This window comes from Acrocarpospora sp. B8E8, assembly GCF_039871605.1.
Classification (GTDB): Bacteria; Actinomycetota; Actinomycetes; order Streptosporangiales; family Streptosporangiaceae; genus Acrocarpospora; species Acrocarpospora macrocephala.
In genome coordinates, this window is sequence record NZ_JBDPLV010000004.1 from 82,064 (window position 1) to 99,783 (window position 17,720).

Annotated in this window: 20 protein-coding genes; 10 read left to right on the forward strand and 10 right to left on the reverse strand. The window is 68.6% G+C overall.

What is annotated here, in order from left to right; genetic code table 11:
* Positions 1-130: 130 nt before the first annotated feature.
* Entirely contained in the window at positions 131-1,486 is a 1,356-nt protein-coding gene (locus ABGB08_RS05625; RefSeq protein ID WP_347586994.1) for a helix-turn-helix domain-containing protein, read from the forward strand.
* Between the two features lie 32 nt (positions 1,487-1,518).
* On the opposite strand, the gene ABGB08_RS05630 is transcribed toward ABGB08_RS05625, so the two are convergent.
* On the reverse strand, positions 1,519-2,397 hold the full coding sequence (locus ABGB08_RS05630; protein WP_347586996.1) for a VOC family protein: 879 nt from the start codon (positions 2,395-2,397) through the stop codon (positions 1,519-1,521).
* 324 nt (positions 2,398-2,721) lie between these two features.
* Entirely contained in the window at positions 2,722-3,591 is an 870-nt protein-coding gene (locus tag ABGB08_RS05635) for an SDR family oxidoreductase (RefSeq protein ID WP_347586998.1), read from the reverse strand.
* Positions 3,592-3,671: 80 nt separating this feature from the next.
* Here ABGB08_RS05635 and ABGB08_RS05640 point away from each other — a divergent pair, with 80 nt between their 5' ends.
* Entirely contained in the window at positions 3,672-4,136 is a 465-nt protein-coding gene (locus ABGB08_RS05640) for an Rrf2 family transcriptional regulator (protein WP_347587000.1), read from the forward strand.
* Between the two features lie 170 nt (positions 4,137-4,306).
* Here the strand turns inward: ABGB08_RS05640 and ABGB08_RS05645 are convergent, their stop codons facing one another.
* The 3 genes from ABGB08_RS05645 to ABGB08_RS05655 form a co-directional block, all read right to left on the reverse strand.
* Positions 4,307-5,146 (reverse strand): alpha/beta hydrolase, encoded by an 840-nt coding sequence (locus ABGB08_RS05645; RefSeq protein WP_347587002.1) that lies wholly within the window; start codon positions 5,144-5,146, stop codon positions 4,307-4,309.
* 89 nt (positions 5,147-5,235) lie between these two features.
* Positions 5,236-6,210, reverse strand: a complete 975-nt coding sequence (locus ABGB08_RS05650) for a helix-turn-helix domain-containing protein (RefSeq protein WP_347587005.1) — start codon at positions 6,208-6,210, stop codon at positions 5,236-5,238.
* Between the two features lie 66 nt (positions 6,211-6,276).
* Positions 6,277-7,107, reverse strand: coding sequence for a helix-turn-helix transcriptional regulator (locus ABGB08_RS05655; protein ID WP_347587007.1), 831 nt, complete (start codon positions 7,105-7,107; stop codon positions 6,277-6,279).
* 102 nt (positions 7,108-7,209) lie between these two features.
* On the opposite strand from ABGB08_RS05655, the gene ABGB08_RS05660 reads away from it, so the two are divergent.
* Both ABGB08_RS05660 and ABGB08_RS05665 read left to right on the forward strand, forming a co-directional pair.
* Positions 7,210-7,641, forward strand: coding sequence for a PPOX class F420-dependent oxidoreductase (locus ABGB08_RS05660; protein ID WP_347587008.1), 432 nt, complete (start codon positions 7,210-7,212; stop codon positions 7,639-7,641).
* Positions 7,641-8,618 carry an aldo/keto reductase gene (locus tag ABGB08_RS05665; protein ID WP_347587009.1) on the forward strand — a complete coding sequence of 326 codons (978 nt, stop codon included), beginning with the start codon at positions 7,641-7,643 and terminating at the stop codon, positions 8,616-8,618. Before ABGB08_RS05660 ends, ABGB08_RS05665 begins: the two co-directional genes overlap by 1 nt.
* Here the strand turns inward: ABGB08_RS05665 and ABGB08_RS05670 are convergent.
* A complete protein-coding gene (locus ABGB08_RS05670; protein WP_347587010.1) occupies positions 8,612-8,956 on the reverse strand; it encodes an MFS transporter in 345 nt (114 codons plus the stop codon). The two genes, ABGB08_RS05665 and ABGB08_RS05670, sit on opposite strands and share 7 nt — an antisense overlap.
* A 136-nt stretch (positions 8,957-9,092) precedes the next feature.
* Between ABGB08_RS05670 and ABGB08_RS05675 the strand changes: the two genes are divergently transcribed.
* Complete coding sequence (locus tag ABGB08_RS05675; protein WP_347587012.1) at positions 9,093-9,935, forward strand: DUF4394 domain-containing protein; 843 nt, start codon at positions 9,093-9,095, stop codon at positions 9,933-9,935.
* On the opposite strand, the gene ABGB08_RS05680 is transcribed toward ABGB08_RS05675, so the two are convergent.
* Positions 9,922-11,238: a HAMP domain-containing sensor histidine kinase gene (locus ABGB08_RS05680; RefSeq protein ID WP_347587014.1), complete on the reverse strand. Its 1,317-nt coding sequence runs from the start codon at positions 11,236-11,238 to the stop codon at positions 9,922-9,924. The two genes, ABGB08_RS05675 and ABGB08_RS05680, sit on opposite strands and share 14 nt — an antisense overlap.
* A 375-nt stretch (positions 11,239-11,613) precedes the next feature.
* Here ABGB08_RS05680 and ABGB08_RS05685 point away from each other — a divergent pair, with 375 nt between their 5' ends.
* Positions 11,614-12,108, forward strand: a complete 495-nt coding sequence (locus ABGB08_RS05685) for a cellulose binding domain-containing protein (protein WP_347587016.1) — start codon at positions 11,614-11,616, stop codon at positions 12,106-12,108.
* A 30-nt stretch (positions 12,109-12,138) separates the two neighbouring features.
* Here the strand turns inward: ABGB08_RS05685 and ABGB08_RS05690 are convergent, their stop codons facing one another.
* Positions 12,139-12,501 carry a cupin domain-containing protein gene (locus ABGB08_RS05690; RefSeq protein ID WP_155358162.1) on the reverse strand — a complete coding sequence of 121 codons (363 nt, stop codon included), beginning with the start codon at positions 12,499-12,501 and terminating at the stop codon, positions 12,139-12,141.
* A gap of 119 nt (positions 12,502-12,620) precedes the next feature.
* Between ABGB08_RS05690 and ABGB08_RS05695 the strand changes: the two genes are divergently transcribed.
* Entirely contained in the window at positions 12,621-13,412 is a 792-nt protein-coding gene (locus ABGB08_RS05695) for an isocitrate lyase/phosphoenolpyruvate mutase family protein (protein ID WP_347587019.1), read from the forward strand.
* Here ABGB08_RS05695 and ABGB08_RS05700 read toward each other — a convergent pair.
* Positions 13,389-14,222: an alpha/beta hydrolase gene (locus ABGB08_RS05700; protein WP_347587021.1), complete on the reverse strand. Its 834-nt coding sequence runs from the start codon at positions 14,220-14,222 to the stop codon at positions 13,389-13,391. The genes ABGB08_RS05695 and ABGB08_RS05700 overlap by 24 nt on opposite strands.
* A 304-nt stretch (positions 14,223-14,526) precedes the next feature.
* Here ABGB08_RS05700 and ABGB08_RS05705 point away from each other — a divergent pair, with 304 nt between their 5' ends.
* The 3 genes from ABGB08_RS05705 to ABGB08_RS05715 all read left to right on the forward strand — a co-directional run bounded on the left by ABGB08_RS05705 (position 14,527) and on the right by ABGB08_RS05715 (position 16,353).
* Complete coding sequence (locus ABGB08_RS05705) at positions 14,527-14,826, forward strand: hypothetical protein (RefSeq protein WP_347587023.1); 300 nt, start codon at positions 14,527-14,529, stop codon at positions 14,824-14,826.
* A gap of 52 nt (positions 14,827-14,878) precedes the next feature.
* Positions 14,879-15,646: a class I SAM-dependent methyltransferase gene (locus tag ABGB08_RS05710; RefSeq protein ID WP_347587025.1), complete on the forward strand. Its 768-nt coding sequence runs from the start codon at positions 14,879-14,881 to the stop codon at positions 15,644-15,646.
* A gap of 89 nt (positions 15,647-15,735) precedes the next feature.
* A complete protein-coding gene (locus ABGB08_RS05715) occupies positions 15,736-16,353 on the forward strand; it encodes a hypothetical protein (protein WP_155358159.1) in 618 nt (205 codons plus the stop codon).
* A 44-nt stretch (positions 16,354-16,397) separates the two neighbouring features.
* On the opposite strand, the gene ABGB08_RS05720 is transcribed toward ABGB08_RS05715, so the two are convergent.
* A complete protein-coding gene (locus ABGB08_RS05720; protein WP_347587027.1) occupies positions 16,398-17,675 on the reverse strand; it encodes a DUF4331 domain-containing protein in 1,278 nt (425 codons plus the stop codon).
* Positions 17,676-17,720: the final 45 nt, after the last annotated feature.

The window sequence follows — 17,720 nt, forward strand, 5'->3', positions numbered from 1 at the left end:
GGTGAGCGGCGGGTGACCCACGTATAGCCGATCACGGGGAGCCGGTACGTTGGGCTCCAGCACAAGACGTTCCGCATTTCTCTGGTCCCGAGCACATGGCAACTTCCCCCTTTCGCCCTAGGATGCGCACATGGCCGAACCGTCGACCTCCGCCGGCCTGTCCCCCGTCACCAGCGGGTTCACCGAGATCAACCAGGAGAACCGCACGCTCCGCGACCTGGTGGAGATCTACCGGCACCTGTCCGGCCTGGCGCTGCAGGACGCCGACATCGGCACCGTGGCCCAGCTCATCGCCCGCAGGACCGAGGTGACCGTCGCGGTCATCAGCCAGAAGATGGGCATCCTCGCCGCGGCCGCACCCGGCGAGAGCTACGAGAACTCCGTGCAGTACGTGCACGACCACCTGATCCACCCCCGGCTCGCGCACCTGCTGGCGATGGCCGGCAAGACCCGGCGCGCCATGCGCCTGCCCGACCCCACCCGGGGCCGGGCCAGGATCGTCGCGCCCATCCTGGTCGGCGACACCGTCCCGGCCTACCTCGTCTCTCTAGTCGCGAACGTCTCGCTGGTCACGGACGCGCCCGAGCAGGGCGAGGACATCCACCTGCTGATCGCCGAGCACGCCGCGACCATCTGCGGCGTCATCCTGGCCCGCGAGCGGGTCATCTCCTCGGCGGGCAGCCAGGTGCGCGACGACCTCATCGAGGGCCTGCTGTCCGGTTCGGGACGGGACAACGACGAGGTGGTGCGCTGGGCGCAGCACCTCGGCTTCGACGGCGAGCGGGACCACCGCGTGCTGTCGGTCATCATCGAGGCGCCCCCGGGCGACAGCGAGCGCAGCAGGCTGGTCGCCGAGCGCGCGGCCGGGGCCACCGCGCGCTTGTTCGTCGCCCAGTCGCCGGACGCGATCACCGCCGTCCGAGCCCGGGAGGTGATCATCGTGCTGAGCGAGCCGGCCACGCCCGCCACCGGCATCCGGGCCGACCAGCTCGGCGCGCTGTGCGTGCAGCGGCTCGGCGCGCTCTTCCCCGACGTCGGCGTCTCCATCGGTATCGGCGGCGCGTTCCGCGAGCCCGCGCACATCGCCCGCTCCTACGAGGAGGCGCGGCGCACCAACGAGGCGGTCCGGCGGCTGGGCCGGCGTGGCGCGGTGGTCGCGTTCGACAGCCTCGGCATCAGCCGCCTGCTGCTCCAGGTGCCCGACCCGGAGGCGCTGCGCGAGTTCGCCACCGACATCCTCGGCGCGGTGCTCCGGCACGAGCAGGAACATCACGTCAAGTACGTGACGACGCTCAAGTCGTACTTCCAGGAGAACAGCAGTCCCCGGCGAGCCGGGGAGCGGCTGCACGTGCACCCCAACACGGTCACCTACCGGGTCCGCCGGGTGGAGGAGATCACCGGCCTGGACCTGGACAACTACCGGGACCGGCTGGCCGCCCAGGTCGCCCTGGAGATCCTGGAGGCCCTCGGAGAGGCCGGGCTGTGACCGGGCCGGCGCTTTTCAGCACCGGGCTCTTTTCAGCGAGGCGCGGTGACCACGGCCGCCGCGGAGTAGACGATCCCGCCCACCCGGGAGGAGTCGATGTAGCGGGGAATCCAGTTCTCGTCGTCGACCTGGCTCGCGCCCCAGCCGTAACAGACGTCGAAGCCGGTCGAGGTACGCACCCGGAACAGGAACATGTTGTCCGACAGTCGGCGCCCGGGGCTGACGAAGGCGTCCATCTCCCGCTCCGCCAGGTCCCAGGCGATCTCCACCTCTTCCAGCGTGGCCGTCTCGATCATCAGGTGCTCCAGCCGGAGCGCGTCGCCGCCCTCCAGGAGCGCGATGCTGTGGTGGCGGAGGTTGCAGCGCAGGAACCACATCTCCCCGTGCGGCCGGCCCAGGTTGATCGCGTCGGAGACCCGCATCCCCATCACGTCGCGGTAGAAATCCAGCCCGCGCTGCAGGTCGGGCACCCGCAGCGCCACGAAACCCAGCCCGAGATCGCCGGTGACCGCCCGCGAGCTGGGACGTTGGCCCCGATAGGAGCCCGGCTTCTCCTCCTGGCCGACGAACAGCTCGTGCCGCAGGCCGAAGGGGTCGGTGAAGGAGACGATCCACCGCACCGAACGCTCGGCCGCCAGCCGCGCGCCACCCGGCTCCACCGCGAACCCCGCACCCGCCACCCGGGCCGCCGCCGCCTCGAGCGCGGCCTCGTCGCCCAGATCCCAGCCGAGGTAGAGCAGCCGGTCCGGCCCCTGGGGATGCACCGCCAGCCGGTAAGCCCGATCGCACCAACGCACCCGAACCGTGCCGTCCGCCAGCCGGTCCGCCTCGAAGCCGAAGACCCTCGGCCCGAAATCCAGCCAGTCCGCCGCCGCCGCGGACTGCACGCCGACATATCCGAGAGTCCGCATCCGCAACCCCCTCGTGCCTCAGGCGCACTTGTGCGCCACCACAAGAGTATGCGGCACCGGCGGCATGTCAGCTCGCCCGACCGCCACCCCGGCGTCCTGGTAGGCGGGCCAATTGAGGTGACGGCCCACAACCGCTCAGCCGCCAGGTCGGCCCGCCACGCTAAGCAGAACATCGGCCTGAGGCCCAGTGTGGTGAGGAGGGCGTCGGCCTGGGGCCCGGCGTGGTGGGCAGGGCGTCGGCCTGGGACTCGGTGAGATGGCCAGGGCGTCGGCCTGGGGCCCGGTGTGGTGCGCGTAGGCCCCAGGCTGGTGCGTCAGGGCCGGTCAGCCGATCAGCGCGGCCCGGTTTTCCGCCAGCACGTCGCGCAGCGACCTGGGCTCGCGGCCGGTGAGGTCGCGGACCGCGGTCGAGACCCGTTCCGCCCAGCCGCCGCGGGCCGAGGCGCCGAACGAGGCGATCATCTGCGCGACCTCGACCGGCAGCCCGGCCGCGACCAGGCCCTGAACGTACCCCTCGTCATCGACATGGAGCACCTCGACCGGACGGCCGCTGATCTCGGCTGCCAGCGCGGCCAGCGCCGCGGCGTCGATCGCCTCCGGGCCGGTGATGTCGTAGACGGTGTTCTCGTGCCCTTCGGACGTCAGCACCGCCGCGGCGGCGGCCGCGCAGTCCTCGCGGGAGACGTAGGCGGTGGCGCCCGCGCCGCTGTTGGTCACCAGCTGGCCGCCGGCCACCGCCTGGGCGGCCGTCGGGATCTGGTATTCGGCGTAGATGTTGTTGCGCAGGAACGTCCACGTCAGCCCGCTGTCGAGCAGCGCGGTCTCGGTGGCCCGGTGGTCGACGGCGACGGCGGCCGGATTGTCCGGGTCCGGGCTCGGCAGCGAGGTGTAGAGGACGTGCCCGACGCCCGCGGCACGGGCCGCTTCGACGGCCTGGGTCTGCAGCTCGACGCGGCCAGGCCCGATGATGTCGGTCGAGATCAGCAGCAGGCGATCGACGCCGGTCAGTGCGGACCGCAGGCCGGTCGGGTCGCTGAAATCCCCGTGCCGGACGTCGGCGCCGCGCTGCGCGAACTCGCCGAGCGCGGCCGGATCGCGGGTGAGCAGGACAGGCTGTTCCCCCTTGTCGAGCAGCAGCTCGGCGACTAGGCGGCCGAGGTGACCGGATGCTCCGGTGATGGCGATGGTCGGCACTTGGGCCCTCCACATGCTTCCGTAATCAGAACGGTGACGGTTAATAATAACCAGATCGGTTGCAGTTATAGACTGCGAGGGTGAGCAGTCCCACGAACACCCGCTTCGCCGTCGCCTATCACGTGCTGGGGCTGCTCGCGTCGATCCCCGGGGAGCCGCTGAGCTCCGAGCAACTGGCCCCCAGCGTCGGCTCCAGCTCCGTCTACCTCCGCCGCGTGCTCGGCCTGCTCCGCCGCGCCGGTTTCGTCCAGTCCAAAGCCGGTGTGTTCGGCGGCTGGCAGCTCGCCCGCCCCTCGCACGAGATCAGCCTCGGTGACGTGTGGCGGGCCGTACAGGGGGATGGGCCGGTGCTGGGCATCCACGGCCCGCCTCCAGGCTGCCCGGTCGGCGGCTCGGTGAGCGCGCGGCTGGCGGACGTCGAGCAGCGCGTGGCCCGCGCGATCGAGGCGGCACTCGACGAGCTGACCGTCGCGGACTCTCTTCCCGACGGCGCCCCGTTCACCGTCGACATCCTCACGGTTCCGGCTCGCACGAACGGCGCTTAACCGGAGATCCCCGGAACCAACACCGTCACGATCGTCGCGGTCGACGCCGCGGGAAACGCATCGCCCCCGAGCAACGCGATCGCCATCCCCGTCAACTTCGGCACCGGCTGCTGAACGCGCACCGCTAGGCAACGGCCCGGCTCCAGCCAGGAGCCGGGCCGGCTCGCCTGCTAGACGAACCGCTTGATGAAGGTCAGGGCCGTGTCGGCGACCTCGCGCCAGCCGCTGTCGATGGTGAGGGAGTGGCCGCGGTTGGGGATCTCGACGATCTCGGTGACGGCGTGCTCGTTGCGGCGCTGCTTCTTGAAGGAGGCGTTGGCGATCGCCCAGGGGACGGTGTGGTCCTTCTCGCCGGAGATGATCAGTAGCGGGCCGCGGTCGGGGGTCTCGCTGTCGACCTTGGTCTCGCTCCAGGGGTTGAAGTTGGCGACGGCGGCCTGGAACAGCGGTGCGCCGGGGGCCGGGACGGAGAAGGTCTCGTACAGGTGTTTGGCCTCCTCCTCGGTCACGGCGTTGGCGAAGGCGTACCGGAACTGGTCGTAGGTGAGCGGGACCGCGCGGTGGATGTTGGCCGGGTTGGTCAGCACGGGCGCGGCGGCGCGCAGGGAGGAGACCGGCAGCGGCAGCACGCCCTGGAAGGGGGCCGGGTCGATCGCGACGGAGGCGCACGACAGGCCCCGGCCGGCGAGGATCTGGGCGAGCAGGCCGCCGAAGGAGTGCCCGATGACAGCGGGCCTGCGCTCCAGCTTGCCGATCAGGTCGGCGAAGTGGTCGGCGACCTGGCCGACGGTTTTGTGGGCGAACACCTCTGGGTGCGCCTTGGCCTCGGCCACGGTCTCGGGGTCGTCCGGCCATCCGGGCAGCACCGGCGCGAAGCCGGCCTCGGCGAAGACCGCCGCCCACCGCTCCCAGCTGCTCGGCAGCAGCCACAGGCCGTGGACGAAGACGACGGGGGTGCAGCCGGCGGCGTTGGCCTGCTCGATCTGCTGGAGGTCATGTTCTGCGGACATGCGTGAAGGCTCCTGTTTGACGGGCGATGGCCTGGTCACGATAGGGCGGGAGGGAGCGGGCGAACGTGTCGCGTGCGCACAGGATTTGGTCAGGCGTGCATGGATTCGTTGGGGCGGTTCAGGTCGCGCCAGGCGCGTGGCGACATGCCGTACGCGCGTTTGAATACCTTGCTGAAGTGGGTGGCGTCGGTGAAGCCCCAGCGGTGGGCGATGGCGGCGATGGTCAGGGAGCGGGTGGCGGGGCGGGCCAGGTCCTTGCGGGATTCTTCGAGGCGGCGGGCGCGGATCCAGTCGCCGAGGCTGATACCGGATCGGGCCAGGAGTGTGTACAGGTAGCGGACGGAGATGTTGTGGGCGGCGGCGATCCGTGCGGCCGACAGGTCGCGGTCGGCGAAGTGGGTCCGGAGGTACTCCATGATCCGCAGGTTCAGCGTCGCCTCCATTGGTGCCCAGCTCAGGCTTCGGTCGGCCAGTTGGGTGGCGATGACCGCGCGGATCAGCTCGATGCTCGGTTCGGCGACCAGGTCGGCGTGCGTGCTCTGCCGCAGCTCCGCGCTGCCGCCCAGGCGGGCGAAGTACGCCGAGGCGAGCTCCGCCACGGGATTGCCGGAGCCCAGCGTCAGCGCAGTCACCTCGCGCAGCGTCCTGCTGGGGAGCGCCAGCGCCTCGCGGGGAATCCGGAAGAAATGCTGGTCGATGCCATGCTCGAACAGCAGCGTGTAAGGAGTCGCCGTGTCGTAGAGAGCGAAGTCTCCCGGCCGGAGCAATGCCTCTCGCCCACCTTGGATCACCATGCTCGACCCGGACAGCTGCAGCCCCAGGAACACGGCCGGTTCGACGTCGTCGCGGGCGAGCGTGGGCGTGCGGCGGATCGTGGTGCTCGTCGCGCGTACCGAGCAGATCCCGATCCGTCCGGCGCCGCTCAGCCGCACCTCGACGTCGATGTCCTCCGGCGGCCGGTGGTGATCGATCTCGATGCGGACCACCGAGTCGCACACGACGTCGCGTACCACTTCTGCCCGCTCACCCGGCGGCAGGGACGCGGTCTGCACGATGACCGTCACGGGAGAGCCCCCGTTCTCGACCTGACATAGGACAGATTCCAGGATGTTGTCCCGTGATGACCCTGTCTAGCCGCGTACGGCCCGCAACGCGCGCCGGTTGAGACGGTCCAGGGCGGCGGACGTGGCTTCGTCAGCCGGGAGGTAGAAGAGGATCCGCTGGCCTTCGGCGTCCAGGGTCTCGTACGACAGGTGCAGTTCGCCCACCTCGGGATGCACGAGCCGTTCCACGCCGGTACGGCGCGGCGGCACCAGCCCGGCCCGCATCCGTTCGGCGAAAGGCGCCCCGCCCACGATGGTCAGCTCCTCGACGAGGTGGGCGAAGTGCGGGTCATCGGGCGAGGATTCGGACCTGAGCACGGCGACCTCCTCGTCGGCGATCCGCTCCCAGTCGGGAAACGCCGATCGAGCCCGGTCGTCGGTGAACACGAACGTGGCCCGGTTCGGCGGCCGTCCGTCTAGCAGGCCGATGGGCCTGGCGAGGCGTTCGTAGGCGGAGGTGTGGGCGAGCGTCTCGCCGAGCCGGTTGAGCAGCACGGCCGGGGTGGTCTCCAGCCGGTCCAGCAACGACCGCATCGTGGCCCGCACCTCCCGTTCCGGCGGCAGCGCGCCCGGACACAGGATGTCGGCGCCGGACGCCGCCTTGGCCAGGTTGCGGAGCTGGATCCGCTCGCCTCCCGGCAACCGCAGCGCGTCCGCGAGCGCGCCCAGCACCTGCGGCGACGGGTGCCGATCGCGCCCCTGTTCCAGCCGCGTCAGATAGTCGACACTCACCCCGGAGATGGTGGCGAGCTCGGCCCGCCGCAGACCGGGCGTGCGCCGACGACCACTATCGGGCAACCCCACCTCGGCCGGCGTAATGGCCTCCCGGCGACTACGGAGAAACGCCCCCAAATCCATGGCCCGAGTGTACGGCCGGCGCCACCCCCGGATCGTGGCCCTGCCAGGGCTAGCCTTCCCTCGGCCTTCCTGCCGCCGAATAGGCTCCCCACAATGAAGATCATGAGATTTACCGACAACGAGATCGAATATCTGAACAGCCAGCTGCTCGGCCGCCTGGCCACCGTCGGCCCCGGCGGCCGCCCGCATATCGTCCCGGTAGGGGTCTTCTACGACCCGGAGACCCAGACCATCGTGATCGCCGGGCACGCCGGCACCAACATGATCGAGAGCAAGAAGTTCCGCGACGCAGAGCGCCACCCGGAGGTCGCGTTCGCCGTGGACGATCTTGCCTCTACCGATCCCTGGACCCCGCGCGGCATGGAGATCCGGGGACGCGCCGAAACCCACACCACCGGCGGCGAGGAACTCGGCAAGCGCATCGGGGCCACCATGCCGTTCGACTCGGCGTGGATCCGCATCCACCCCCGGCGCATCCTGACGCGCGGGATCGACACCGATTCCTTCGACCTGTCCGCCCGGGATGTGGCCTGATGCGTTACCAGCTGCTCGGCCCGACCGGCCTGCGAGTCTCCGGCCTGTTCCTCGGCGCGATGAGCTTCGCCAGCCCCGCCGAGGCCCGCAAGATGATCAACCTGTACGCGGACGCGGGCGGCAACGTCATCGACACCGCCTCCGCCTACGGTGACAGCGAAGAGATCCTGGGCGACCTCCTGCGGGAGCGCCGCGACCAGTTCGTGCTGGCCACCAAGTTCACGCTCACCCGGGACGCCAGGGACCCGAACGCGGGCGGCAGCCACCGCAAGAACCTGACCCTCTCCCTTGAGGCCAGCCTGCGGCGGCTGCGCACCGACTACGTCGACCTGTTCTGGGTGCACATGTGGGACGAGGTCACGCCCATCGAGGAGACCATGCGGGCGCTCGACGACGCCGTCCGCGCGGGGAAGGTCCTCTACGTGGGCGCCTCCAACCTGCCCGCGTGGCTGGTCTCCCGGGCCAACGCCCTGGCCGAATGGCGGGACTGGACCTCGTTCGCGGGGATCCAGGTGCCGTACAGCCTGCTCAAGCGGGACATCGAGCGGGAACTGCTGCCGATGGCGGAGGCTCTTGGGCTGAGCGTGGCCACCTACGGGGTGCTCGCCGGTGGAGTGCTCTCGGGCAAGTTCCTCAGCCCTGTCGGGGTTTCGACCAGGATCAATCCGGCGTCCCTCACCGCGCGTGATCATCGAGCGGCGCGTGCCGTGCAGGATGTCGCCGGGGAGTTGGGGGTGACCGCGTCGCAGGTCGCGATCGCCTGGACCCGCGGCCGGTCCCGTGCCGTGCACCCGATCATCGGCTCCCGCACCGCCGAGCAACTGCAGGACAACCTGGCCGCCATCGACGTCACCCTCCCGGCGGAAGCCATGGATCGTCTGGATTCGGCGGTCGAATTCGACCTGGGTTACCCCACCGCGGACAACTTGGGACCCCGGCCGTGGCTGTTCGGTGAGCGGGACACCAGGCGTCAGTGACGCCCGCTCTCGACGAGAGCTCTGGGGGCCAGGTCGATGCTGTCGCGCAGCTTGGTGGGGGTGAGGTGAAGCGCCGCCATGAGGCCGAAGGCGGCGACGGCGGCGGAGATGAGAAAGATGTGCGCGGTGCCGTCCCCGTAGGCGGCGCTGACGACCTCGCGAACGGCCGGTGACATCGCGGCGATGACCACCTGGACCAGGACCTGCAACGCGCCCATGCCGATGCCCTGCAGGACCCGCCAGGCGATGAGCTGGCCGGTGTTCTGGGCGAACCCGCAGCCCAGGGAGGCGATCACGAACGCCACGATGGCGATCTGCCGGCACGTAGAGGAGACCATACCTACCTTTTCGGCAAAAATGCACGTCAAGCAAAAATGCCTGGAGGGCAGGTAAGATCGCCGGGCAATCCGCACGCCGTACCGCACCGAATGAGAGGTGTCGCCCTCGATTTCACTCATGCAAAGGAGCACGGACATGCGCAGGACTCTGGCCACCGGCCTGCTCGCGCTGGCGGCGGTCACCGTCGCCGCAGCACCCGCGAGCGCGAGCCGCGACAGCATCAAGGTCATCGGACTCACCAGCACGCAGCGACTGGTCATCTTCGAAGCCGACAGCCCCGGTTCCACCTTCGTGATCGGCAAGGTCACGGCGCTCAAGGGGGACAAGAGGCTGGTCGGCATCGACTACCGCGTGCAGAACGGCAAGCTCTACGGCGTCGGCGACAAGGGGGGCGTCTACGTCGTCAGCCCCACCACCGCCAAGGCGACCAAGGTCTCCCAGCTCACGGTCGCCCTGACCGGGAAGAACTTCGGCGTCGACTTCAACCCGGCCGCCAACCGGCTGCGGGTGATCAGCGACACCGGGCAGAACCTCCGGCACAACATCGACGACCCCATGGGCGCGCCCGCCGCCGGCACCACCGCCACCGACGGCACGCTCACCAACCCGCCCGTGCCCCCGGCCACCACCGGCGCGACGGCGACCGGCGTCTCCGGCGCGGCCTACACCAACAACGACCTGAACCCCGCCACCGCGACCACCCTGTTCGACCTCGGCGCCGACCAGGTCAGCATCCAGTCTCCGGCCAACGCGGGCTCGCTGGCCCCGACCGGCAAACTGGGCGTGACGGCTTCCGGCGGCACCGGTTTCGACATCTTCAGCAGCCGCGGCAGCAACCGCGGTTTCGCCACGCTGAAGGTCTCCGGCGGCTACCGCTTCTACACCGTGGACCTGCTCACCGGCCTCGCCTCATCGCGGGGAGCCTTCCCGGCGAAGCAGCAGGTCGTCGACATCGCGGTGCCGCTCAAGCAGGGCTGACAGCCCCGTGTGCGGGGACACGCAGGACAAAACGCGCCCCTCGTTCGCTGTCCTGAATGGTCAACGTGCCCCCGTGCGCCTCGGCGATTTCCCGCGCGATCGCGAGCCCCAAGCCGGTTCCCCCCGAGTCCCGATCGCGCGAGGCGTCCAGCCGGGTGAATCGCTCGAAGACCATCTCCCGGTGTTCTGGAGCTATTCCGGCGCCGTCGTCGACCACCTCCAGGATCGCCGCCGATCCCTCGGCTCGCACGCTGACGGTGACCTTCGAGGTGGCGTGACGTTCGGCGTTGTCGAGCAGGTTGACCAGCACCCGCGTGACCCGCAGCCGGTCACAGTCGATGAGCACGCTCGGCTGGAGATCCCTGACGATCTCCACCCGGTAGGCCCGGTGCTCCACCTCGGCACCGGCCAGCTCACTCAGATCGGTCACCTCACGGCTGAGCGGGGCATGCGCGTCCAATCGGGCCAGGGTCAGCAGGTCGGTCACGATCGCCTGAAGCCGGTCAAGCCCGGCGAGCACCTCCTTGGTCATCTTCGGCCAGTCGGTGTCCCGGGGATACATGAGCGCCTCGTCCAGCTGCACCCGCATGGCGGTGATCGGGCTGCGCAGGTCGTGGGAGGCGTCCGAGGTGAACTGCCGCAGCTGCTTGTACGCGCCTTCGAGCCGGTCCAGAGTGCCGTTCACCGTTTCGGCCAGGCACTTGAGCTCCGAATACCTCCCGTACTGGGGCACCGGGACCCGGCGATCGAGACGGGTGGCGGTGATCTCCGCCAGTTCGGTACGGATGGCGTTCATCGGAGTCACCACCTTGGTGAGATCGCGGAACACCCAGGCGGTCATCATCGTGGTCACCACCAGGGACACGCCGACCGCCAGGAGCAGCGCGGTGACGTCGCCGTACCAGGGGACGATCGGGACCGCAATGTAGAGCGGCCAGATCCCATCCGGCTGGTACACCTTGTACGCCACGACGGTCATGCAGCCCTTCAACCCCGCCGGAGGGCACAACACCCGCGCGGCGCGCACGTTGCTGCTGGCCGGGAGGAAGGTGGCCATCGGCGGCTTGCCGACCAGCGGCCGGGTCGCCGCGACCGGCCGGCCGTGCGCGTTCAGGACCTGAATCGCCTCGACCCTGCCCTTCTGCAGCACGGCCGGGAGAGGACCTTCCCTGATGAGGGGCACCACCCGGCTCCAGGCCCCGGTGGCCCGATCCCGAGCCCTGTCCGCCTCCTTGGCACCCGCGAACAGGAGGAACAGAAAGCTGACCCCGACGCAGACCAGCGCCACGAGAGCCCCGGCCACAAGTGTCCTACGCGCCCGAAACGATGATGATCGGTACCAGCTCAACATGCGCCCCCCCGAATGTGAGGTGCTTCACCCCCTTCTAGTCAAAGAACGGCGATGTCTGGCCACAACGTCCCGAACCAAGGCAAAGTTTCGGCGTTCGACCTGGGGCGATGCGTCATCTCACGACAATCGCGCGCTCTCCGGGTGGGATCAGCTCCCTGATCACAGTCGATGACGCCGGTGACGCCCGAGGCGCGGACCCGCCTGAAATCTTCAGGCCGGAGGCTCCGGTGAACTGCGCGGCGAATGACGGGCGAGGGATGTCCGTTGACGCGGTCCAAAGGTGATCGGACGCTCACAGCGGATCGCTCATCAAAAGGAAGGCGTGCCATGAGGTCGCTGAAATCCACGATCGCGCGGGTAGCCGCGGTCGCCCTCGCGTTACCGCTGTTCGTCGGTGCCGGCACGCCCGCGGCTACGGCGAGTTCGGCGGCGTACGGCTGTGCGGTGACCTACGACGCCACCGACTGGGGCACGGGATTCGTGGTAGCACTGACCGTGAGCAATACGGGGACCATAACGTTCAGCCCGTGGATCCTGCAGTTCGTCTTCGCCGGCGACCAGCAGGTCATCTCGTCGTGGAGCGGCGTCTGGTCACAGACACCGCCGAGCGTGCAGGCCACCAATCCCACCTGGTACGCGTCCATCGCTCCCGGCGCTTCCCATGGGATGGGCTTCACGGCCACCTACACCGGGGTGAACGCCAACCCGACCGGCGTCACGCTCAATGGCGTTCCGTGCGTGGTGACATTCCTCTATGACGCAGCTCGACGGGACCGGCGGGACGGGATCTCGCCGGTCCCGTGCTTGTCCGCCGCCGAATAATATGGTCGCGCCAATCCGAGCAGCTAATGCTTAGGCGTTCGTTGCCTTTGCGTATTCGGCGGCGCCGCCCGCGAAGTCGTACACGATGGCGGGTTCGTCGCCGACTACCCAGGCGTTGTGGCCCGGTGGGCAGACGAAGACGTCGCCGGGGCCGACTTCTGCTTCGGTGCCGTCGTTCATGCGGAAGCGCATGCGGCCGGTGACGACGAAGCCGTTGTGGCGGGTCTCGCAGAGTTCCGTGCCCGCGATGGACTTGACCGATTCGGACCAGCACCATCCGGGCTCGAAGGTGGCCACACCGAAGCTCAGGCCGGTCAGGTTGCATACTTCCAGGTGCCCCAGCGGGAAGTCGCGGCGCTCGTCCGGCTTTTCGATGCTCTTGACCTCGATCATGACGTTCCCCCTCACGTCAGTCCCAGTCTTCCACCGCATATTTCTCTCCACAAGGGGCTCTACCTGGGCAAACACCTCTGCGACCCCCGGTCCGGCATACCCTTGAACGGGAGGAACACATGAGGACATTTCATGAGTTGCACCACGGCGACCGGCCTTTGCTGCTGCCCAACGCCTGGGATGTGCCGTCCGCGCTGGCCTTCCTCCACGCGGGCTTCCCGGCGATCGGGACCACGAGTTTCGGCGTCGCCTCCGGCCTCGGCCGTCCGGACGGTGAGCGCGCCACCAGGGACGCCAACCTGTCGCTCGCGCGCCGGCTCGCACGCCTGCCGATCCACGTCAGCGTGGACATCGAGGACGGCTACACCGACGACCCCGAGGAGATCGCCGCGTACGTCGCCGAGCTCGGCGTGGCGGGCGTCAACATCGAGGACAGCACGGCCGAGAAGCTGCTGCCGCCGCAGGCGCACGCGGCCAAGGTGGCGGCGATCAAGGGCCAGAATCCCGGCGTGTTCGTCAATGCCCGCGTTGACACCTACTGGCTCGGCCAGGAGGCCACCGTGGATGCGACGCTGGATCGGGCCTCCCATTACGTTGAGGCGGGCGCCGACGGCGTCTTCGTGCCCGGCGCCACCGAACCTGCCGAGCTGCGGGAGCTGGCCGCGCGCATCCTGGTGCCGCTCAACGTTCTCGTGATCCCGGCGCTCTCCCTCGCCGACCTGGCCGAACTCGGCGTGCGCCGGGTCAGCACGGGCTCGTTGCCGTACCGGGCGGCGATCCACGCCGCGACGCAGGTGGCCACGGCCGTCCGCGATAGCGGAAGCATCCCCGCCGCCGTGCCTTACCCCGACCTACAGCACCGGCTGGTCCGGTACGCGCGGAAAGCGTCAGCGGGCGAGGAAGTCCAGTAGCGCCCGGTTGACCTCCTCGGGGTGGGTCCAGGGCACGTTGTGCGGACCCTTCTCGATCGTGACGAAGGTGAGGTCCCTGATCAGGCCAGGCAGCCGGGCGGCGGTGTTGGCGTACGGCAGGATGCGGTCCTCCTCGCCGTGGATGAGCAGGGTTGGCACGTCGAATTTGAGCAGGTCCGGCCGGAAGTCGGTCAGCCAGGCGTCCACGCAGGCGTACGCCGCGTAGGGAGACGCGAGGACCGCCACGTTGAAGCTGTTCTGCCAGGCCTCGTCGCTGATCCGGGTGCCCCGGTAGACGTCGACGTTGTAGAAGTTGTCGAGGAACTCCTTGATGGCGGCGGGCCGGTCGTGCACGATCGCCTCCTTGATGGCGTCGAACACCTTTCCGTCCACGCCTTCGGGGTTGTCGCCGGTCTGCAGGAGGAACGGCGGAAGTGCCCCGATGAGCACCGCGCGGCCAACCCGCTCCGAGCCGTACGTGCCGAGATACCGCGTCACCTCGCCCGTGCCCATGGAGAAGCCGACCAGGTCGACTTCGTCCAGTTCGAGGTGGTCGAGCACCGCCTTGAGATCGTCGGTGAAGGTTCTGTAGTCGTAGCCGGTGGTGGGCTGGCTGGACTTGCCGAACCCGCGCCGGTCATAGGTGATCACGCGGTATCCGGCCCGCAGCAGCACGCGCTCCTGCTTCTCCCAGGCCCGGCCGTCCAGCGGGTACCCGTGCATCATCACCACCGGCCGCCCCGCCCCGTGGTCCTCGAAGTGGATGTTGATGACGTCGCTGTTCTCCCGCCCAACCGTGACTTTCCCCATTGAGTCCTCCCCCAGGGACGCAGTTCCTACGGCCCAAGCTAGCAACGCCGTAATTGGCGATTTTTGGGATTTTGCGGTACGGCAAGGCACAGCCATCGCCTGTTCATCCGTGCACCACTGGCGTTGACGCATGATCGACCCAACCCCGAGCACCTGACCGGCTTGGCGAAGATATGCCGCAGAGTTGGCGGTGCCCGCCGCGCCCGACACCAAGCTGGTGCAAAATCGCCATATTTGTCTACTTATGTCGGGATTCCTGGTGGTTGTGCCGGGCAGAGTCCGATCAACAAGAGGGGGATGCCAGATGATCAATAAGATTCGTGAGAACGGTCTCACCTCCCAGCACATGTACATCGCCGGCTTCGCGTCCATAGGGCTTTCGATGGCGTCCTGGCTGCTCTCCAGGGCCGCGGGCGACGTCGGCATGGGGCGCGCCGACCACTGGGGGATCTTCATCGGACAGTGGGCGCCGACCTTCTTCACGCTCGGGATCGCGCTCCGGATCGAAGAGAGCATGGACGGGAAGCACGACATGATGGGCAAGTCCAAGACGGATATGGACTCCCGGATGGCCCGCAACGCGCGGATGGGCTCCCCGGCCTGAGAGCTAACGCGGGCGGGTTTCCGCATCGGCCCGCCCGCGTTAATCTGCTGCGATGGCCGAAGCCCGGACGACATTGCGGCACACGTTCAACACCGACGCCGAACTCTACGACCGTGTCAGGCCAGGCTATCCAGCTGAATTGTTCGACCAGTTGCCCACCGGGCGCGTGCTCGAAATCGGCTGCGGCACCGGCCAGGCCACCGAACCACTGGCCAGACAAGGCCGACCCATCGTCGCGATCGAATTGGGCGAACAATTGGCCGACGTCGCCAGGCGTAAGCTCTCCCGATTCCCTCACATAGAAATCATCACCGCCGATTTCGAGACCTGGCCGCTGCCACCCGAACCTTTCGACCTCGTCCTGGCCGCGACATCCTTTCACTGGATCGACCCGGACATCCGCGTGGCCAAGGCCGCGCAAGCCCTACGCCCGGGCGGAACGCTGGCCACCATCGCCACCCACCACGTATTCGGCGGAACCACCGCGTTCTTCGCCGACGCCCAGGAGTGTTACCTGCGCTTCGACCCCGACACCCCACCGGGCCTGCGCCTGCGGCCCTCCGCCGAGATCCCCACGGACAGCGCCGAGATCGACGCGTCCCCCGACTTCGGCCCCGCCCGCTTCCACCGGTACGAATGGGACCAGCCCTACACCACCCAGGCCTACCTCGACGTCCTGACCACCTACTCCGGCCATATCGCCCTGCCAGCCCCGGCCAGAGCCGGACTCCTGCGCTGCATCGCCGACCTCATCGACAACACGTACGGCGGCCGGATCGTCAAGCGCTACCTGACCGAACTCCGCCTGGCCGACCGCTGATCACGGGATCTTTACCAAGATCAGCCACCGGCTCGCCTTCGCCCGGGAATCAAGATCAAGGTTGATTCTCCAAGCGAAGGAAATATCCCATGCGTATATCGACCGTTCTGGCCGGGGCTGCGCTCCTTCTTCTCACGCCCGCGATGACGCCGGCCCAAGCGGCCACGACATCCGCCGCGTCGCGCTGTTTCCAGTTGCCGTACTTCGGTCCGTGGGGGAAGGCCGATTTCGACTTCGGCCCCGCGACCGTCGAGCAGTTGAACCGCAACGGCATCCGGCTGGAGGGCATCACGCCGGTCCAGGTCAAGCGTGGCAACACCGGCATCTTCATGCCGATCGGCTGGCAGCAGGACCATATCGACCCGTGCCGTGGCGTTTTCTACCCGGGCGGGTTCCGGATGGTGAACGACAAGACCAAGGAGAACATCTCGTTTGAGCGGTTCTACCTGCGTGTGGACGGCGTCTACTTCAACATGTCGGTCAACGGAGGTCCGTCGGCGGAGCTCCGGGTCGGGACGTACAAGCTGCTGGAGTTCATGCCGACCATCGCCACACCGCGCCCGCTTGAGGGCGGCGTCGGGCCTCGGGTGTGGCCGTTCTACGTGGATTCCGGCTGGTCGAAGGCCGTCAAGCGGCTGAGCGGCTTCACGCCGCCGATCGGCCAGGTGCTGGGCAACCTGGACGCGGTCGTCAAGTACCTGCCGTAGACACGAGATCCCGGCCGCCTCGCGGCGGCCGGGATCTCCCAACGTTAGAAGCGGTGCGGCGGCGCCAGGTAGGGGAACGTCGGGCTGACCGCCGCCGTCGGCGCGGTGACCTTCTCGTTCGCGATGATCAGCGACGGCGAGCCGGGCCCGGCAGGCTCCCCCATCAGCATCCGGACCAGCGTGGCGTGCGCGTCGTCGCCGAGGCGGCGGCCGTTCGGGTAACCCTGGGGGTCATCCTCCACCAGCCCGAAGCGGTTCGGGCGGCTGCTGGGCGGGATGCTCATGTTCAGCCGGAGCTGGTCGCTCGGGATGACGGCGGCCGGGTCGACGTCCTGGTTGAGGACGTGCGCGTTGAGATCGTCCCGGATCGTGCCCCGGATCGGCCCGGTGGACTTGGCCACTCCGGCGAAGAAGATCTGCCACAGGTCGCGGCGCGGTGCCGGGGGCACCTTGACGCTCCAGTGGTGAACCTTGATCAGCCTCGGCCCGATCGGGTTGAGCACGAAGTTGGTCAGCCGCGTGTTGTACCGGTCCTCGACCGGGGTCATCGAGTTGTACGTCTCCCCCATGGTGAACATGGTCACCACGTCCATGGCGGGATTGCCCATCCGCGACATCTGCGGATATCTGCCATCCAGCCCGCGACGTCCGGCCGTCGCCCAGACCCCGATCACCGGATTGCGCGTGACATCGCCCTTCAACGCCAGCGTGGCCTTCGGCACCTGCAACACCATCGCGTTGACGTTGCCGTTCAGCACCTTGATCAGGTCGATCGGCGGGATGATCGGCGACCCGGTCATCGCCAGTCCCACCGTCTTGGCGTTGCTGAAGAACGAGTCCGCCGCCTTCGCGGCGAGCGTCCGGCCGCCGCCGGGCAGGTCCACGGTCGCTTCCGGCCGTCCCGCGCCGGTGGCCGCAAGCGGCACTACCCCGTTGCCCACCAGCGTCTTGACCGGCTCTCCCGGCCGGATCTCCTCCAGCTTGTACGGCTGGCTGGCCCCCACCTGCGTCCCGAACGTCCACCGATAGGTGAGATCCGGGGTGCCGGTCCCCCGCTGGTCAATATGGATCTCGTAACGCGCGTCGGTGGCGAACCCCCGTCCGGAGAACTGCTGGATCGGGGCATAGTTGGTGACAAAGCACACCATGTCCGGGCTATCCGGGCAGACAAAGGCATACAGATCCGAGCCATCCATCTGCGGATCAAGGACCAGCCGCGGCGCGTCCACATGGCTGGCGGCCGTGCTCGTCCCCGTACTGGGCCCGGCCAGCACGCCCCAGGTCATCGCCCCCACGGTCGCCGTGGTGACTACGGCTGGCAAGACTAGCTTGCTGCGTTTCACGCGTTCCTCCGATATTAATTAGAA

What these genes read in the sequence shown, in the direction of transcription:
- ABGB08_RS05645 (WP_347587002.1), bottom strand. Translation starts at nt 5,146, where the DNA reads ATGTCCGCAGAACATGACCTCCAGCAGATCGAGCAGGCCAACGCCGCC.
- ABGB08_RS05675 (WP_347587012.1), top strand. Translation starts at nt 9,093, where the DNA reads ATGCGCAGGACTCTGGCCACCGGCCTGCTCGCGCTGGCGGCGGTCACC.
- ABGB08_RS05690 (WP_155358162.1), bottom strand. Translation starts at nt 12,501, where the DNA reads ATGATCGAGGTCAAGAGCATCGAAAAGCCGGACGAGCGCCGCGACTTC.
- ABGB08_RS05710 (WP_347587025.1), top strand. Translation starts at nt 14,879, where the DNA reads ATGGCCGAAGCCCGGACGACATTGCGGCACACGTTCAACACCGACGCC.
- ABGB08_RS05700 (WP_347587021.1), bottom strand. Translation starts at nt 14,222, where the DNA reads ATGGGGAAAGTCACGGTTGGGCGGGAGAACAGCGACGTCATCAACATC.
- ABGB08_RS05625 (WP_347586994.1), top strand. Translation starts at nt 131, where the DNA reads ATGGCCGAACCGTCGACCTCCGCCGGCCTGTCCCCCGTCACCAGCGGG.
- ABGB08_RS05655 (WP_347587007.1), bottom strand. Translation starts at nt 7,107, where the DNA reads ATGGATTTGGGGGCGTTTCTCCGTAGTCGCCGGGAGGCCATTACGCCG.
- ABGB08_RS05715 (WP_155358159.1), top strand. Translation starts at nt 15,736, where the DNA reads ATGCGTATATCGACCGTTCTGGCCGGGGCTGCGCTCCTTCTTCTCACG.
- ABGB08_RS05685 (WP_347587016.1), top strand. Translation starts at nt 11,614, where the DNA reads ATGAGGTCGCTGAAATCCACGATCGCGCGGGTAGCCGCGGTCGCCCTC.
- ABGB08_RS05670 (WP_347587010.1), bottom strand. Translation starts at nt 8,956, where the DNA reads ATGGTCTCCTCTACGTGCCGGCAGATCGCCATCGTGGCGTTCGTGATC.
- ABGB08_RS05705 (WP_347587023.1), top strand. Translation starts at nt 14,527, where the DNA reads ATGATCAATAAGATTCGTGAGAACGGTCTCACCTCCCAGCACATGTAC.
- ABGB08_RS05665 (WP_347587009.1), top strand. Translation starts at nt 7,641, where the DNA reads ATGCGTTACCAGCTGCTCGGCCCGACCGGCCTGCGAGTCTCCGGCCTG.
- ABGB08_RS05660 (WP_347587008.1), top strand. Translation starts at nt 7,210, where the DNA reads ATGAGATTTACCGACAACGAGATCGAATATCTGAACAGCCAGCTGCTC.
- ABGB08_RS05695 (WP_347587019.1), top strand. Translation starts at nt 12,621, where the DNA reads ATGAGGACATTTCATGAGTTGCACCACGGCGACCGGCCTTTGCTGCTG.
- ABGB08_RS05630 (WP_347586996.1), bottom strand. Translation starts at nt 2,397, where the DNA reads ATGCGGACTCTCGGATATGTCGGCGTGCAGTCCGCGGCGGCGGCGGAC.